The sequence below is a fragment of the Pseudomonas sp. 43NM1 genome (assembly GCF_002836905.1).
Classification (GTDB): Bacteria; Pseudomonadota; Gammaproteobacteria; order Pseudomonadales; family Pseudomonadaceae; genus Aquipseudomonas; species Aquipseudomonas prosekii.
Genome location: NZ_MKGS01000155.1, coordinates 1 through 16,482, shown reverse-complemented (window position 1 = coordinate 16,482; position 16,482 = coordinate 1). Strand labels below are relative to the sequence as shown.

Annotated in this window: 12 protein-coding genes; 2 read left to right on the top strand and 10 right to left on the bottom strand. The window is 59.0% G+C overall.

Going from position 1 to position 16,482, the window contains the following annotated elements; genetic code table 11:
- The first annotated feature begins 200 nt into the window (after positions 1-200).
- Both BI292_RS18170 and BI292_RS18165 read left to right on the top strand, forming a co-directional pair.
- Positions 201-1,784 (top strand): peptide chain release factor 3, encoded by a 1,584-nt coding sequence (locus BI292_RS18170; RefSeq protein ID WP_092273398.1) that lies wholly within the window; start codon positions 201-203, stop codon positions 1,782-1,784.
- A gap of 364 nt (positions 1,785-2,148) precedes the next feature.
- Positions 2,149-2,391, top strand: coding sequence for a hypothetical protein (locus BI292_RS18165; protein WP_101208675.1), 243 nt, complete (start codon positions 2,149-2,151; stop codon positions 2,389-2,391).
- 181 nt (positions 2,392-2,572) lie between these two features.
- Here the strand turns inward: BI292_RS18165 and BI292_RS18160 are convergent, their stop codons facing one another.
- The 10 genes from BI292_RS18160 to BI292_RS18115 all read right to left on the bottom strand — a co-directional run bounded on the left by BI292_RS18160 (position 2,573) and on the right by BI292_RS18115 (position 16,123).
- Positions 2,573-3,556 carry a peptide ABC transporter ATP-binding protein gene (locus tag BI292_RS18160; protein ID WP_101208674.1) on the bottom strand — a complete coding sequence of 328 codons (984 nt, stop codon included), beginning with the start codon at positions 3,554-3,556 and terminating at the stop codon, positions 2,573-2,575.
- A complete protein-coding gene (locus tag BI292_RS18155; protein ID WP_092273386.1) occupies positions 3,556-4,524 on the bottom strand; it encodes an ABC transporter ATP-binding protein in 969 nt (322 codons plus the stop codon). Before BI292_RS18155 ends, BI292_RS18160 begins: the two co-directional genes overlap by 1 nt.
- A gap of 10 nt (positions 4,525-4,534) precedes the next feature.
- Entirely contained in the window at positions 4,535-5,458 is a 924-nt protein-coding gene (locus tag BI292_RS18150) for an ABC transporter permease subunit (RefSeq protein WP_101208689.1), read from the bottom strand.
- Positions 5,459-5,470: 12 nt separating this feature from the next.
- Positions 5,471-6,481 (bottom strand): ABC transporter permease subunit, encoded by a 1,011-nt coding sequence (locus BI292_RS18145; protein WP_092273383.1) that lies wholly within the window; start codon positions 6,479-6,481, stop codon positions 5,471-5,473.
- 74 nt (positions 6,482-6,555) lie between these two features.
- Entirely contained in the window at positions 6,556-8,151 is a 1,596-nt protein-coding gene (locus BI292_RS18140) for an ABC transporter substrate-binding protein (RefSeq protein ID WP_101208673.1), read from the bottom strand.
- Between the two features lie 78 nt (positions 8,152-8,229).
- Entirely contained in the window at positions 8,230-9,648 is a 1,419-nt protein-coding gene (locus BI292_RS18135; RefSeq protein WP_092273376.1) for an OprD family porin, read from the bottom strand.
- A gap of 173 nt (positions 9,649-9,821) precedes the next feature.
- Complete coding sequence (locus BI292_RS18130) at positions 9,822-11,423, bottom strand: ABC transporter substrate-binding protein (protein WP_092273373.1); 1,602 nt, start codon at positions 11,421-11,423, stop codon at positions 9,822-9,824.
- A gap of 297 nt (positions 11,424-11,720) precedes the next feature.
- Positions 11,721-13,346: an ABC transporter substrate-binding protein gene (locus BI292_RS18125; protein ID WP_092273370.1), complete on the bottom strand. Its 1,626-nt coding sequence runs from the start codon at positions 13,344-13,346 to the stop codon at positions 11,721-11,723.
- Between the two features lie 259 nt (positions 13,347-13,605).
- Positions 13,606-15,207 (bottom strand): ABC transporter substrate-binding protein, encoded by a 1,602-nt coding sequence (locus BI292_RS18120; RefSeq protein ID WP_101208672.1) that lies wholly within the window; start codon positions 15,205-15,207, stop codon positions 13,606-13,608.
- Between the two features lie 196 nt (positions 15,208-15,403).
- On the bottom strand, positions 15,404-16,123 hold the full coding sequence (locus tag BI292_RS18115) for an SIMPL domain-containing protein (protein WP_092273364.1): 720 nt from the start codon (positions 16,121-16,123) through the stop codon (positions 15,404-15,406).
- Positions 16,124-16,482 lie beyond the last annotated feature (359 nt).

The window sequence follows — 16,482 nt, the reverse complement described above, 5'->3', positions numbered from 1 at the left end:
TGGGTCCGGTGTCAAAGTTGTCATCAAGTCACCTTTCGCGGTCTGCCTGATACAGCGTGCGTCTGGTTTTACGACGACTTCGTCGCCGAACGCAGCCTCGCGGGCTCGGCAGCTGCTACATGGGGCGAACGGTGGTTTGGAGGATGTGTTTTGGGCTATACTCGCCGCCCTTTTTTGAATCACCTGCCAGGCGATTTCCCATGACCAAACAGGCCGCCGAAGTCGCGAAACGCCGCACTTTCGCCATTATTTCCCACCCCGATGCCGGTAAAACCACCATTACCGAGAAGCTCTTGCTGATGGGCAAGGCGATTGCGATTGCGGGCACGGTGAAGTCACGCAAGTCCGACCGCCATGCCACCTCCGACTGGATGGAAATGGAAAAGCAGCGGGGTATTTCCATTACCACGTCGGTCATGCAGTTCCCGTATCGCGACCACATGATCAACCTGCTCGACACCCCGGGCCACGAAGACTTCTCCGAAGATACCTACCGCACCCTGACGGCGGTCGACTCGGCATTGATGGTCCTCGACGGCGGTAAAGGGGTCGAGCCACGCACCATCGCGCTGATGGACGTCTGCCGTCTGCGCGACACGCCGATTGTCAGCTTCATCAACAAACTCGACCGTGACATCCGCGACCCGATCGAACTGCTCGACGAAATCGAAGCGGTGCTCAAGATCAAGGCTGCGCCGATCACCTGGCCGATCGGTTGCTACCGCGATTTCAAAGGCGTTTATCACCTCGCCGACGACTACATCATTGTCTACACCGCCGGCCACGGCCACGAGCGCACCGAAGTCAGAATCATCGAGAAGCTCGATTCCGACGAAGCGCGCGCGCATTTGGGCGATGAGTACGATCGCTTCGTCGATCAGCTGGAACTGGTGCAGGGCGCCTGTCACGAATTCAATCAACAGGAATTCCTCGACGGCCAACTGACCCCTGTGTTCTTCGGTACCGCTCTGGGCAACTTTGGTGTCGATCACGTGCTCGACGCCGTGGTCAATTGGGCGCCGAAGCCTCTGGCCCGTGTCGCCAACGAGCGCACCGTGGAGCCGATTGAAGAGAAATTCGCCGGTTTCGTGTTCAAGATCCAGGCGAACATGGACCCGAAACACCGCGACCGTATCGCGTTCATGCGGATCTGCTCGGGCAAGTACGAAAAAGGCATGAAGATGCGCCACGTGCGCACCGGCAAAGACGTGCGGATCGGCGATGCGCTGACGTTCTTCTCTTCCGAGCGTGAGCAACTGGAAGAAGCGTTTGCCGGCGACATCATCGGTCTGCACAACCACGGCACGATCCAGATTGGCGACACCTTCACCGAAGGCGAAGTCCTCGGTTTCACCGGCATCCCGCACTTCGCCCCGGAACTTTTCCGTCGTGTACGTCTGCGCGATCCGCTGAAATCCAAACAACTGCGCCAGGGTTTGCAACAACTGGCCGAAGAGGGCGCAACGCAGGTGTTCTTCCCGACGCGCAGCAACGACATCATCCTCGGCGCCGTCGGTGTGCTGCAGTTCGATGTGGTCGCCAGCCGCTTGAAAGAGGAATACAAGGTCGAATGCTCCTACGAGCCGATCACCGTGTACTCCGCGCGCTGGATCGATTGCAGCGATAAGAAGAAGCTCGAAGAATTCAGCGTCAAGGCTGTGGAAAACCTCGCGATTGACGGCGGCGGTCACCTGACCTACCTGGCCCCGACTCGGGTCAACCTGGCGCTGATGGAAGAGCGCTGGCCGGACGTGAAATTCCGCGCCACCCGTGAGCATCACTAAGCGCTGAGCAGTAACAACAAAACCCCGTCGCGAAAGCACGGGGTTTTTTATTGCCCAACACATTCCCCCTGTAGGAGTGAGCCTGCTCGCGATAGCGGTTGATCAGCCAATGAATATGTTGAAGCCGCAGGCCCCATCGCGAGCAGGCTCACTCCTACAAGGTCGTGTTTTCTGCGGAGTTTTGAGGTGACCACAAACCCTGTGGCGAGGGGAATTGGAAGCAGGGGCAGGGGTTAAATCGCTGGTTGGCATAACGCTTATTCCGAAGCAGTCTTCCTACCTGCTGCAATTACCGGCGCCGGTTAGCGTCCTACTTGGAGAGTGACGAATACCCACGCTGCACTTTGTAAGGATGGAATCGGCTATGAGCATTTTTCAACGCGTTGTGCTGTTTCTGAAGGTGTTGGTGATGATGTCCGTCGGCGTGTCGGCGGGGGCGTGGGCGGAGTGTCCGGGCCACGACAAGCAGGCCGCGAGTGGGCAAGTTACCCACGCTGACCTGATGATCGCCAAGTCTGAATCCGAGCCCGGTGATCAAGGCCAGGGCGGTAGCGCCGACGATGACGACACCATGACTGACGAAGACGAAGGCGATAGCCAGACGTAAATCGCCGGCAAAAGAAAACCCCTTCCGCCCGGATTGATGCGCAATCGAGGCGGAAGAGGTCGGTAAAACCAAACACATTACTTGTCAGCCCGAAACCTGTGGGAGCGAGCTTGCTCGCGATAGCAATCTATCAGGCGCCTGAAAATCAACTGACACCCGCTCGCTCACTCCCACAATTTCCTTACGCCGCGCCTTTTTCCAGAAATTGCTCCGCATAGTGGCAAGCCACCTGACGATTATCGAGCAAGCGCAACACCGGCTCTTCACTGCTGCAACGCTCGGTCGCATACGGGCAACGCTTGTGGAACGCGCAGCCCGACGGCGGATTCAGCGGATTTGGCAACTCGCCGACGATCTTGATTTTCGGCTTGTTCGGGTCCGGGTGAATAGTCGGGGTCGCCGACAGCAGCGCCTGGGTGTACGGGTGCAGCGGACGCTCGTAGATGTCGTTCTTCGGGCCCATTTCCACCGGGCGACCGAGGTACATCACCATCACGTCATCGGCAACGTGCTGCACCACCGCCAGGTTGTGCGAGATGAACACGTACGCGGTGTTGAACTCTTGCTGCAAATCCATGAACAGGTTCAGCACCTGCGCCTGAATCGATACGTCCAGCGCCGAGGTCGGTTCGTCCGCCACCAGCACTTTCGGTTGCAGCATCATCGCCCGCGCCAGGGCGATCCGCTGACGCTGGCCGCCGGAGAACATGTGCGGATAACGCTGGTAATGCTCAGGACGCAAGCCGACCTGCTTCATCATCGCCTGGACCTTTTCGCGGCGTTCGGCGGCGGAAAGATTGGTGTTGATCAGCAGCGGCTCGGCGAGTTGATCACCGACTTTCTGCCGAGGATTGAGCGAGGCGTACGGGCTCTGGAACACCATCTGCACGTCTTTGCGCAGTTGCTTGCGTTGCGCCTTGTCGGCACCGGCGACTTCCTGGCCGGCGATTTTCAACGAGCCCGAGGAAGGCTCTTCGATCAGCGTCAGCGCGCGGGCCAAGGTCGATTTGCCGCAACCCGATTCGCCTACGACGGCGAGGGTCTTGCCGGCTTCCAGTTCGAACGACACGCCGTTAAGCGCGCGCACGGTCGCGTGGCCCTTGAACAGGCCACGGGACACTTCGTAGTGACGGGTGAGGTCGCGGGCGGTAAGTACGACGGCCATTACGCCACCTCCTGGTTCAGCGGGTAGAAGCAGCGGGCGAGGCTGTTGCTTTTCGGGTCAAGGGCCGGGCGCTGGGTACGGCAGTTTTCCTGCACGTACGGGCAGCGCGGCGACAGCAGGCAACCTTGCGGACGGTCATAACGACCGGGGACGATGCCCGGCAACGTCGCCAGACGCGTGGCGCCGAGGCTGTGTTCCGGAATCGCCTTGAGCAGCGCTTCGCTGTACGGGTGCGCCGGAATGTCGAACAGTTGCGGCACTTGCCCGACTTCCACCGCTTGCCCGGCGTACATCACGCACACGCGCTGAGCGGTTTCGGCGACGACCGCGAGGTCGTGCGTGATCAGCACCAGGCCCATGTTCTGCTCTTTCTGCAACGCCAGGAGCAGGTCCATGATTTGCGCCTGAATCGTTACGTCGAGCGCGGTGGTCGGTTCGTCGGCGATCAGCAGTTTCGGTTCGCCGGCAATTGCCATGGCGATTGCCACACGCTGGCTCATACCGCCCGACAGTTGGTGCGGGTAGGCGTCCATACGGCTGGCGGCGCCGGGGATTTCAACTTTTTCCAACAGCTCGATGGCACGCTTGCGCGCTTGTTTGCCGGACATTTTCAGGTGCAGGCGCAGCACTTCTTCGATCTGGAAACCGACGGTGTAGCTCGGGTTCAGCGCCGTCATCGGGTCCTGGAACACCATCGCCAGGTCTTTGCCGACGATTTGCCGACGCTGACGATTGCTCAGCTTGAGCATGTTTTTGCCGTCGAAATTCAGCGCGTCGGCGGTGACGATCCCCGGGTGCTCGATCAGGCCCATCAGCGCCATCATGGTCACGGATTTACCCGAACCGGACTCGCCAACGATGGCCAGGACTTCGCCCTTGTCCACGGTGATGTCGAGGCCATCGACTACCGGCACGGCAGTCGCGTCGCCGAAGCGGACGTTGAGATTCTTGATTTCTAACAGTGACATTTGAATCTCCTCAGGCGGCGTTCTTGAGTTTCGGGTCCAGCGCATCGCGCAGGCCGTCACCCATCAAGTTGATTGCCAGCACGCTGAGCAAAATGGTCAAACCAGGCAGACTTACCACCCACCAGGCGCGTTCGATGTAGTCGCGAGCCGAAGCCAGCATCGTGCCCCACTCAGGGGTTGGCGGTTGTACGCCAAGACCGAGGAAGCCCAGTGCCGCGGCATCGAGAATCGCCGAAGAGAAGCTCAAGGTGGCCTGAACGATCAGCGGCGCCATGCAGTTCGGCAGCACGGTGATGAACATCAGGCGTGGCAGGCCGGCACCGGCCAGGCGCGCGGCGGTCACGTAGTCGCGGTTCAGTTCGCCCATCACCGCTGCGCGGGTCAGACGTACGTAGGACGGCAGGGACACCACGGCGATTGCGATCACGGTGTTGATCAGGCCAGGGCCGAGGATGGCGACAATCGCCACGGCCAGCAGCAGCGACGGCAGGGCCAGCATGATGTCCATCAGACGCATGATGGTCGGGCCGAGCAGGCGTGGGAAGAAACCGGCGAACAGACCCAGGAGGATCCCCGGAATCAGCGACATCACCACCGACGACAAGCCGATCAGCAACGACAGGCGCGAACCCTGGATCAGACGCGACAGCAAGTCGCGACCCAGTTCATCGGTGCCGAGCAGAAATTGCAGTTGCCCACCTTCCAGCCAGGCTGGCGGGGTCAGCAGGAAATCGCGGTATTGCTCGCTCGGGTCATGCGGCGCGACCCACGGTGCGAACACCGCGCAGAACACGATCAGGATCATGAACAGCAGGCCGGCGACCGCCCCTTTGTTGCGCGAAAAGGCGTGCCAGAATTCTTTGTACGGCGACGGGTACAGCAGGCTTTGATCGACTGTTACCGCTTGATTTGAAGTTGCAGCTGGAGTGGTCATGGTCATGTGATCTCAGCGCTGGTGACGAATGCGTGGGTTGGCAAAGCCGTAGAGGATGTCCACTACGAAATTGACCACAATCACCAGGCAGGCGATTAGCAGGATGCCGTTTTGCACGACTGGATAGTCCCGGGCGCCAATGGCTTCGATCAGCCACTTGCCGATGCCCGGCCACGAGAAAATCGTTTCGGTCAGGACCGCACCGGCAAGCAATGTGCCGACTTGCAGGCCGACCACGGTCAGCACCGGAATCAGCGCGTTGCGCAGGCCGTGGACGAATACCACGCGCGACGGCGACAGGCCTTTGGCGCGGGCGGTGCGAATGTAGTCTTCACGCAACACTTCGAGCATCGACGAACGGGTCATCCGCGCGATCACCGCCAGCGGGATAGTGCCGAGCACGATGGCTGGCAGGATCAAGTGGTGCAGCGCATCGAGGAACGCGCCGACGTCATCCGCCAGCAAGGTGTCGATCAGCATGAAACCGGTGCGCGGCTCGATGTCGTAGAGCAGGTCGATGCGCCCGGACACTGGCGTCCAGCCCAGCGACACGGAGAAGAACATGATCAGGATCAGGCCCCACCAGAAGATCGGCATCGAATATCCCGCCAGGGAGATGCCCATCACCCCATGGTCGAACAGGGATCCTCGCTTGAGTGCCGCGATCACCCCGGCCAACAGGCCCAGGATGCCGGCGAACAACAGCGCGGCCATGGACAGTTCCAGGGTCGCAGGGAATAGAGAGCTGAACTCGGTCCAGACACTTTCACGCGTCCGCAGCGATTCGCCAAGGTCTCCGTGGGCCAACTTGCCGATGTAGTCCAGGTATTGGGCATACAGCGGTTTGTTCAGACCAAGGCGTTCCATTGCCTGGGCATGCATTTCGGGATCGACCCGACGTTCGCCCATCATCACTTCCACGGGGTCGCCAGGGATCATGCGAATCAACGCGAAAGTCAGCAAGGTGATGCCGAAGAACGTGGGGATCAACAACCCCAGTCGGCGGGCAATAAAACTAAACATCTTGTGTGCTACCTCATCAGCCGGTTAGGCGTGCCCGGTGTTTCTGGGATCAGAGACACCGGGCGTTTTCTTATTTACTTCACCTGAGTGGTGGCGAAGTTACTCGTGGTGAGGGGGCTAATGTGATAGCCCTCTACGTTGTTGCGCATTGCGGTAAACATACGGGTGTGGGCCATGTTGATCCAAGGTTGGTCCTGGTTAAAGACCACTTGGGCTTCTTCGTACAACCTGGCCCGTTCGGCCGGGTCTACTTTAGCGCGTGCGTCGTCGATCAGCGCCTGGAATTTCTCGTTGCACCAACGGGCGTAATTTTCGCCATTCTTCGCCGCTTCGCAACTCAGGTTAGGCGTGAGGAAGTTATCCGGGTCGCCGTTGTCACCTGCCCAACCGGCGGAAACCATATCGTGCTCGCCGTTTTTCGCGCGTTTGAGCATTTCGCCCCATTCCATCACGCGGATGTCGAGCTTGATCCCGACCTTGGCCAGGTCAGCCTGCATCATCTGCGCGCCGAGCATCGGGTTCGGGTTGGTCGGGCCGCCGCCGTTACGGGTGAACAGGGTCAGCACGGTGCCGTCCGGCACGCCGGCTTCCTTGAGCAGGGCGCGGGCCTTGTCGAGGTCGCGTGGCGGGTTGCTCAGCGTGTGGTTGTAGCCCAGCAACGTGTCCGGGTACGGATTGACCGCCACGGTCGCATTGCCTTTGCCGAACAGCGCGTTGACGTAAGCCGCCTTGTCGAACGCGATGTCGATGGCTTTGCGCACCCGCACGTCGCTCATGTATTTGTGCTGGGTGTTCATGGCGATGTACGACACGGTCATCGCGTTCATTTCATCGACTTTCAGGTTCGGGTCTTTCTTGATGCTCGGGATGTCATCCGGTTTCGGATACAGCGCGATCTGGCACTCGTTGGCCTTGAGTTTTTGCAGGCGCACGTTGTTGTCGGTGGCGATCGCCAGGATCAGCGCTTCAGCCGGTGGCTTGCCGAGGAAGTAATCCGGGTTGGCCTTGAAGCGCACCTGGGCGTCCTTGGCGTAACGCTGGAAGACAAACGGGCCGGTGCCGATCGGCTTGTTGTTGAGGTCGGCGGTTTTGTTCGCTTTCAACAACTGGTCGGCGTATTCGGCGGAATAGATCGAGGAAAACGCCATGGCGACGTCGGCGAGGAACGGTGCTTCGCGGCGGGTCAAGGTGAAGGTGACGGTGTTGTCGTCGACTTTTTCCACGCTTTTCAGCAGTTCCTTGAAGCCCATGCTTTCAAAGTACGGGAAGCCCACGCTCGACAGTTTGTGCCACGGGTGATTCGGGTCCAGCTGACGCTGGAAACTCCAGACCACATCGTCGGCATTCATCTCGCGGGTCGGCTTGAAATAATCGGTGGTGTGAAACTTGACGCCTTTGCGCAGGTGGAACGTGTACGTCAGGCCGTCATCGCTGATGTCCCACGAATCGGCCAGTGCCGGAATCACTTCAGTGGTGCCAGGCTTGAACGCCACCAGACGGTTGAAGATGGTTTCGGAGACTGCGTCGCCCGTGACTGCAGTTGTGTACTGGACCATATCGAAGCCTTCCGGACTGGCTTCGGTGCAGACCACCAAGGGTTTGGCCGAGACGCCAACAGCGACACTCAGCAACGCGGCAGCGATGGCCGCACGTAGGGGAAGCATTTTCATCAAGAACCCTCTGCAATCGGTTGAACAGATAAAAGCCCAACGGCCGACTCTCCATGAGTCGGCCGTCGGGCAAGTGCGTTACAGAACGTTGAACGGGATGGTGGTCACGAGACGGAACTCGTTGAGGCTGCCATCCGCCTGGTTTTCGCTGGCACGGTGCGCGGTGTAGGTTGCGCGAATAGCGGTGGCCTTGAGTGGGCCGCTCTGCACGGCATAGGCCGCGCCGATCCCGTATTCGTAGTGGTTTTCGCCGTCCATTGCCTGGACGCCATCGTAGCCGCCACCGGCGTAGTGAGTACCGTCGATGCCCCAGCCGCGAGCCTGGTAGATGTTGAACTTGAGGCCTGGTACGCCGTACTCAGCCATGTTCAGGCCGTAGGCGATCTGGAAGGATTTCTCGTTCGGGCCGTTGAAGTCCGACAGCAAGGAGTTGGCCAGGTAGATGCCGTTGGTTTCGTGCAGGTAATCGAAGTACTCGTTACCGTTCACTTCCTGGTACGAGAAGGTCAGGCTGTGAGCCTGGTGAGTCAGGCCAAGCGACAGCGAGTAGGTGTCGTTGTCGATCTCGCCCAGCAGTTTTTTGCCTTCGTCGACGGTCTTGTAGTAGTTCAGGCCGGTGGTCAGGCTCAGTACCGAGCTGTCGCCCAATACGTGGCTGGCGCCGAAGTAGTACTGGTTCCACAGGTCTTCAGCCTGGGTGCCCCAGAGGCTGGTGGTCAGACTGGCGAACGGCTGATAAGTGATACCGGCGGTGTTGACGTGATCCGCTTCAGCGCGGCCGTCACCGTATTCGGAGCGGAATTTGCGCTGGCTCTGCTCGGTGCGCGGCGAGTTGCGATCGAAGGTGCCGATGTCGAAGGCCAGGTTTTCCAGCTCTTCGCTGTGCAGCGTGACCCCTTCGAAGCTCGACGGCAGTGGACGGTTGCCGATGACGTCGACTTGTGGGCTGCTGAAGTTCTGGCGACCGGCGGTCAATGTGGTGTTGGAGATGCGTGCCTTGACGTTGGCCAGGCCCAGCTTGCTCCACTGGTCAACCGCGTCACCGCCGTTTTCGGTCAGCGTACGGTTGTTGCCGCGACCGGACCGGCCTGGCTCCGGAGCACCGCCGTTGCCGGACGCGAGGTCCTTGCGATCACGGTCCAGGGCGATGGCGTTGTAAGCCGCCACTTCGGTGCTGAAACCTACAGTGCCCTGGGTGAAACCCGAGTTGTACTTGATGATCGTGCCTTGCACCCAGTTGATCCGGCGATCAGTCTCGCGGGTCTCGCCATGTTTCTGATAGTTGAGCTTGGTGCCCCGCTTGAACTGCTCATTCGCATACCAGTTACGTGTGGAACCGGTCACGGATTGGCCTTCGACGAAACCAGTGGCTTCGCTTTGGGCGCTTTTTTCTTTGACGGTAACCGGCGTGAACGCCTGGCTCTGGGTTTCTGCATAAGCCGTGGCGGTGATGCTGCTGATGGCCAAGGCTAATATCGCGGTGCTGCTCAGTTTCATGGGTGAAGCTCCTTTCTTTCTTTTTTTTTGATGCCGGTCTTTTTTGGTGATCCGGCTATTTGGTTTGAACTCGTTCGAACCATCGCAAACGTTTGCTCTAGGCCTGATTGGCGAATTAAGGCAAAGCGCTTGCGTGAGGGCGGAATCCGCCCTCAGCGTTTCTGGCTAATCGGTTATTTTTCCAGGCTGACGCCCGAGAACACGTTGCGACCGAAGGGGCTGACTTTGAACCCTTCGATTTTCGCGCTTAACGGCTGGTTGACCGTCGAGTGGGCGATTGGCGTGATCGGTACTTGTTGCTTGAGCAACTGCTGCGCCTGTTTGTAGAGCACGGTGCGTTGATCGCGGTCGGTGACAACCTTGGCCTGCTTGACCAATTTGTCGTAGGCCGGATCGCACCACATCGAGTAGTTGTTGCCGCCAATCGCATCGCAGCTATAAAGCGTGCCGAGCCAGTTGTCCGGGTCACCATTGTCACCGGTCCAGCCAATCAGGCTGACGTCGTGCTCGCCATTCTTGGTGCGCTTGATGTACTCGCCCCATTCGTAGCTGACGATCTTCACTTTGAGGCCGATTTTCGCCCAGTCAGCCTGGAGCATTTCGGCCATCAACTTGGCGTTGGGGTTGTATGGGCGCTGCACCGGCATCGCCCACAAAGTGATTTCGGTGCCTTCCTTGACGCCGGCAGCCTTGAGCAATTCCTTGGCTTTTTCCGGGTTGTAGGCGGCGTCCTTGATGGTCTCGTCGTAGGACCATTGGGTCGGCGGCATGGCGTTGACCGCCAGTTGACCGGCGCCCTGGTACACGGCGTTGAGGATGCTTTGCTTGTTCACCGCCATGTCCAGCGCCTGACGCACTTCGAGTTGGTCGAACGGTTTGTGGCGCACGTTGTAGGCGATGTAACCGAGGTTGAAGCCGGGTTTTTCGATCAGCTTGAGTTTCGCGTCGTTCTTCAGCGCGTCGACGTCGGCCGGGCGCGGGTGCAGGGTGATCTGGCACTCGTTGGCCTTGAGTTTCTGCACACGTACCGAAGCGTCGGTGTTGATCGCGAAAATCAGGTTATCGAGTTTGACCCGGCTCGGGTCCCAGTACTGCTTGTTGCCGGTGTAGCGGATGTTGGAGTCTTTCTGATAGCTCTTGAACACGAACGGCCCAGTGCCGATCGGCTTCTGGTTGATGTCGCTCGGTTTGCCTTCGGCGAGCAGCTTGTCGGCGTATTCGGCAGACAGGATCGCGGCGAAGCTCATGGCGATGTTCTGAATGAACGCGGCGTCGACGCTGTTGAGCGTCATGACCACGGTCAGCGGCCCGGTCTTCTCGACCTTGGCGATGTTCTTGTTCAGGCTCATCCCGTTGAAATAAGGGAATTCGGTCGGGTAAGCCTTACGGAAAGGTTGTTGCGGGTCGAGCATGCGGTTGAACGTGAACAGCACGTCATCGGCATTGAAATCGCGGGTCGGCGTGAAATAAGGCGTGGTGTGAAACTTCACCCCTTCGCGCAAATGAAAGGTGTACGTGAGGCCGTCTTCGGAAATATCCCAGCGTGTCGCCAGGCCCGGTACAACGTTGGTCGCGCCTTTTTCGAACTCTGCCAAACGGTTGTACAGCGGCTCGGCGGCATCGTTATCGGTCGCAGTGGTGTACTGCGCGGTATCGAAACCGGCCGGGCTGCCTTCGGAGCAGAACACCAGGCTATTGCTGGCGGCCTGGCTCATGGACGTGGCGGCCAACAGGCCGGTGCCCAGTAACGCGGATAAAACCAAGGTATGGCGCATGACGCTCCCTCTTTTTAGTGTTTAACAATGCGCCACCGTCCCGTCCGGGGACGTGGTGGGTGCATTGATCTCTAACCCGTTGCAGCAAACCGAGAGCCCACGCATCAACTGGTCAGATCCCGACGGTAGAAGCCGTGGGTCTGGCAGTAAATACGGAAAGGCCTGAAAAACGCGTAGGAAACAACCCAACGTCCTGCAACGCTTGTGCGGTGCGCAGGGGTTGTAGCTGTCAGTTGATTCCTACATTCCCGGCAGATAAAGCAGCGGCGACGTTAAACACGTCGCCGTTGCCAAATCTTATTTGCTGACGCTGACGCCGTAGAAGGAATTCAAGCCGAATGGGCTGATCTTGAAGTCCTGCACGTTGCTGCGCATGGGTTGGAACACCGTCGAGTGAGCGATAGGTGTCATTGGAACAGCGTCCTTGAGGACGTGTTGCGCCTGTTTGTACAGTTCGGTGCGCTTGCCTTGATCGGTGGTGCGCTTGGCTTCCTTGACGATGCCGTCGAACTTCTTGTCGCACCATTTGGAGAAGTTGTTGCCGCTCAGCGAGTCGCAGCCGAACAGGACGTTGAGCCAGTTGTCCGGATCACCATTGTCGCCGCTCCAGCCAATGATCATTGCCTGGTTCTCGCCGCCCTTGGAGCGCTTGATGTACTCGCCCCACTCGTAGCTGGTGATCTTCACGTTGAGGCCGATTTTCTTCCAGTCGGACTGCAACATTTCAGCCATCAGTTTGGCGTTCGGGTTGTACGGACGCTGTACCGGCATCGCCCACAGGACGATCTCGGTGCCTTCCTTGACGCCGGCTTCCTTGAGCAGCGCTTTGGCTTTCTCAGGGTCGTATTTGGCATCTTTGATGGTGGTGTCGTAGGACCACTGGGTCGGCGGCATGGCGTTGACGGCCAATTGGCCCGCGCCCTGGTAAACCGAATCAATGATTTGCGGCTTGTTCACCGCCATGTCCATGGCCTGACGCACACGGATATCGGCCAGCGGGTTTGGCTCGTTGCTGCCCTTGACCTTGTCCATCACGTTGTAGGCGATGTAACCGAGGTTGAAACCTGCCTGTTCAGGCATTTTCAGGGTTTTGTCTTCTTTGAGCGCTTTCAGGTCGGCTGGACGAGGGAACAGGGTGACCTGGCACTCGTTCTTTTTCAGCTTCTGAATACGTACCGACGGGTCGGTGGTGATGGCGAAGATCAGGTTGTCGATCTTCACGTCATCAGGCTTCCAGTAGTCCTTGTTCCCGGTGTAGCGGATGTTGGAATCTTTCTGGTAGCTCTTGAACACGAACGGGCCAGTGCCGACCGGCTTCTGGTTGATGTCGGCAGCCTTGCCTTCCTTGAGCAGCTGGGCAGCGTACTCGGCGGATTGCACGGAGGCGAAGCTCATCGCCATGTTCTGGATGAACGCGGCATCAACATCTTTGAGCGTGAACTTGACGGTGTGGTCGTCGAGTTTGTCGATCTTGGTGATGTTGGTGTCCATGCCCATGTCGGTGAAGTACGGGAATTCGGTCGGGTAGGCTTTGCGGAACGGATCGTCCTTGTTGATCATCCGGTTGAAGGTGAACAGGACGTCGTCGGCGTTGAACTCACGAGTTGGCTTGAAGTACGGCGTGGTGTGGAATTTCACGCCTTCACGCAGGTGAAAGGTGTACGTCAGGCCGTCCGGGGTAATGTCCCAGCTGGTCGCCAGGCCAGGAATCACGGCGGTGCCGCCGCGCTCGAACTGGGTCAGGCGGTTGAACATGGTTTCTGCAGAGGCGTCGAAGTCGGTTCCGGTGGTGTACTGACCAGGATCAAAACCGGCCGGGCTCCCTTCGGAGCAAAACACCAGGTTAGTCGCCGCTTGGGCGAAAGGTGCGCTAGCGAGAATGCTGGCGCCGACTAAAAACGGAATGACCGCGTGTTTGAACATGGTGGCCTCATGATTTGTTGTCATTTTTGGAATTAGAGGACGACCTCGTGAGTCGTGCCTGCGGATACTTATGCAGGGGCCATACCCATTGCAAGATCCAGAGCTGTTACAAGCATTAAACAGTGGCACGAACGTACCTTAATGTCGCATATGTATAAATTTTGACGCATTTGACCGTTTGCGCACGTCTTTTACGGTGCAAACCACGCACCGCAGAAGGGCGACCGGGGCGCTTGGCGCACCCGGTTGGCGCGTGGTGTTACTTATTTATACCCACGCCATAGAAGGGCGTAAGGCCAAACGGACTGATCTTGAAGTCAGTGACTTCCTTGCGCAAAGGCTGGAACACCGTCGAGTTGGCGATCGGTGTGATAGGCACTTGTTGTTTAAGAATTTTCTGCGCTTGTTGATAGAGTTTGACCCGCTCGTCGCGGTCGGTGGAGACTTTGGCTTGCTGGACCAGCTTGTCGTAGGCCGGGTCGCACCACTTGGCGTAATTGCTGCCCTTCACGGCGGCGCAGCTGTAAAGCACGCCGAGCCAGTTGTCCGGGTCACCGTTGTCGCCGGTCCAGCCGTAGATCATCGCGTCGTGCTCGCCGTTCTTGGCGCGCTTGATGTACTCGCCCCATTCATAGCTGACGATGTTGGCTTTGATGCCGACCTTGGCCCAATCCTGCTGGATCATCTGCGCCGACATCCGCGCGTTCGGGTTGGAGGCGCGCTGGACCGTCATCGCCCACAAATTGATGGTGGTGCCGGGCGCAATACCTGCTTCCTTGAGTAGCGCTTTAGCTTTGGTCGGGTCGTGCGGTGCGTCCTGGATGTTCGGATCGAACGACCATTGCGCGGGCGGCAAGGCGTTTTGCGCAAGCTGCCCGGCGCTCTGGTAGACGGCTTTGATGATCGCCGGTTTGTCGATGGCCATGTCCAGCGCCTGGCGGACTTTGAGTTGGTCCAGCGGTGGGTGCGTGACGTTGTAGGCGAGGAACCCGAGGTTGAAACCGGCTTGCTTGAGCACGCTGAGGTTCGGGTCTTTTTCCATGACTTCGATGTCGGCCGGGCGCGGGTAGCCGCTGACCTGGCATTCGCCGGCCTTGAGTTTCTGCAAGCGCACGGCGGCGTCGGGGGTGATCGAGAACACCAAATTATCGATTTTCACGTCTTCGGGTTTCCAGTACGCCTTGTTGCCGACGTAGCGGATCTGCGAGTCCTTCTGGTAGCGCTTGAACACGAATGGGCCGGTGCCGATGGGTTTCTGGTTGATGTCGGCGGCTTTGCCTTCCTTTAACAGTTGCGCGGCGTATTCGGCGGACTGCACGGAGGCGAAGCTCATGGCGAGGTTCTGGATGAACGCGGCGTCGATGTTATTGAGGTTGAAGCGCACGGTGTGCTCGTCGATTTTTTCGACGCTTTTGATGGTTTTGTTGAGGTCCATGTCGGTGAAGTACGGCGACTCGGCGGGGTAAGCTTTGCGGAAGGCGTTGTCCGGGTCGAGCAGGCGCTGAAAGGTGAAGACCACGTCGTCGGCGTTGAAGTCGCGTGTCGGGGTGAAGTAGTCGGTGGTGTGGAATTTGACGTTGTCGCGCAGGTGGAAGGTGTAGGCGAGTCCGTCGTTACTGATGTCCCAATTGGTGGCTAAGCCGGGTTCGACTTCGGTGCCGCCGCGTTTGAATTGGGTGAGGCGGTTGAAGAGGGTTTCAGCGGAGGCGTCAAAATCGGTGCCGCTGGTGTATTGGCTCGGGTCGAAGCCGGCCGGGCTGGCTTCGGAGCAGTAGACCAGGGTGGTGGCGGATTGGGCCAGCGGAGCGAATGTGGCCAGGGTCAGTGCGAGCAATAGCGGCTTGATGGTGTTTCTGTGCATGAGGTCCCCGGAGGATTTTGGTAGCGGAATACCTCGGAGAGTAGCGTTGTTGACGGGTCGGGCGGAAATATCGTTTTTTCAGGGGGACCCCTCTATCCGGGCATAGATGGGGGGATGTGACGCACCATTGATCGTTCCCACGCTCTGCGCGGGAACGATCATGGTGCGAAGGGTTGGCGAGTGAAGAGTTATCGAATCAAGGCGTCATCAACACTTCAATCGAGCCGTCGGCGGTCATACTGACCTGGCTGGTGCCCGCTTCTACTTCAGGCGTCACCGGTGCGGCGTCGGCGCCCGCCGCTTTCATCATCATGGGGGCGCGCATGTACGGTTGTGGATAACCGTTGCTGTTCAGGTTCAGATTGACGATTTTGTAGCCCTTGCCGCCGAGCGCATCGGTGGCCAATTGTGCGCGAGCCTTGAACGCGGTCACGGCTTCTTTGAGCAGCGCATCTTCGCTGGCCTTGCGGGTTGGGTTGGCGATGGCGAAATCCATGCCGCCCATTTTCAGATCGGTGAGCAGTTCGCCGGTGAGTTTTGACAGGGCGGCGAAGTCGGAGCTTTCGAGGCGCAGTTCAGCGCGCTCGCGCCAGCCGGTGATCTTCTGACCTTTGGTGTCGTAGATCGGGTAGCTGTTGCGGCTGCCTTGGCGCAGGGTGATGTCTTTGACCTGTTTCGCTTGGCCGAGGGCTTTGTTCATGGTGGTGCTGACGTCGGCGGCGAGTTTGGCCGGGTCGGTGTTTTGCTCTTCGGTGTAGAGCGTCACGATCATCAGGTCGCGCGCCACTTCCTGGCTGACTTCGGCGCGCAGGGCGATCTGGTTGTAATGCAATTCGTCGGCGGCCAGGGCCGGGAGGCTGGCGACGGTGCCAACGCTGAGGGCGAGGAGGGCGGCGCTGCGGCGCAATGTGTGCATTAAAAGCTCCTTGGAAGTGGCGCAGGAACAACGTCCGAACCTGCGTGAAACCATCAGACTCTAACTTCTATGATCCGGTTCGCCCAGTTACAACTTCTATACAGATCAACAATCCTGTAGCAGCTGCCGAGGCACGAGGCTGCGTCCGGCTGCGCAGCAGTCGTAAAACCCGAGCCCCCGGTTTTACTGAAACACCGCGGCGCCCGATCTCGCGACTGCTGCGCAGCCGAACGCAGCCTTCGGCAGCTGCTACAGGGGTTTTTGGTGATCTGGAACTGCCCCGGCCCCATGGAGAAGAGGAAGAAGGGTGAGGGCGGAGGAGCCGCAGTCGCGAGATCGGGCGCCGCGGTGTTTCAGTA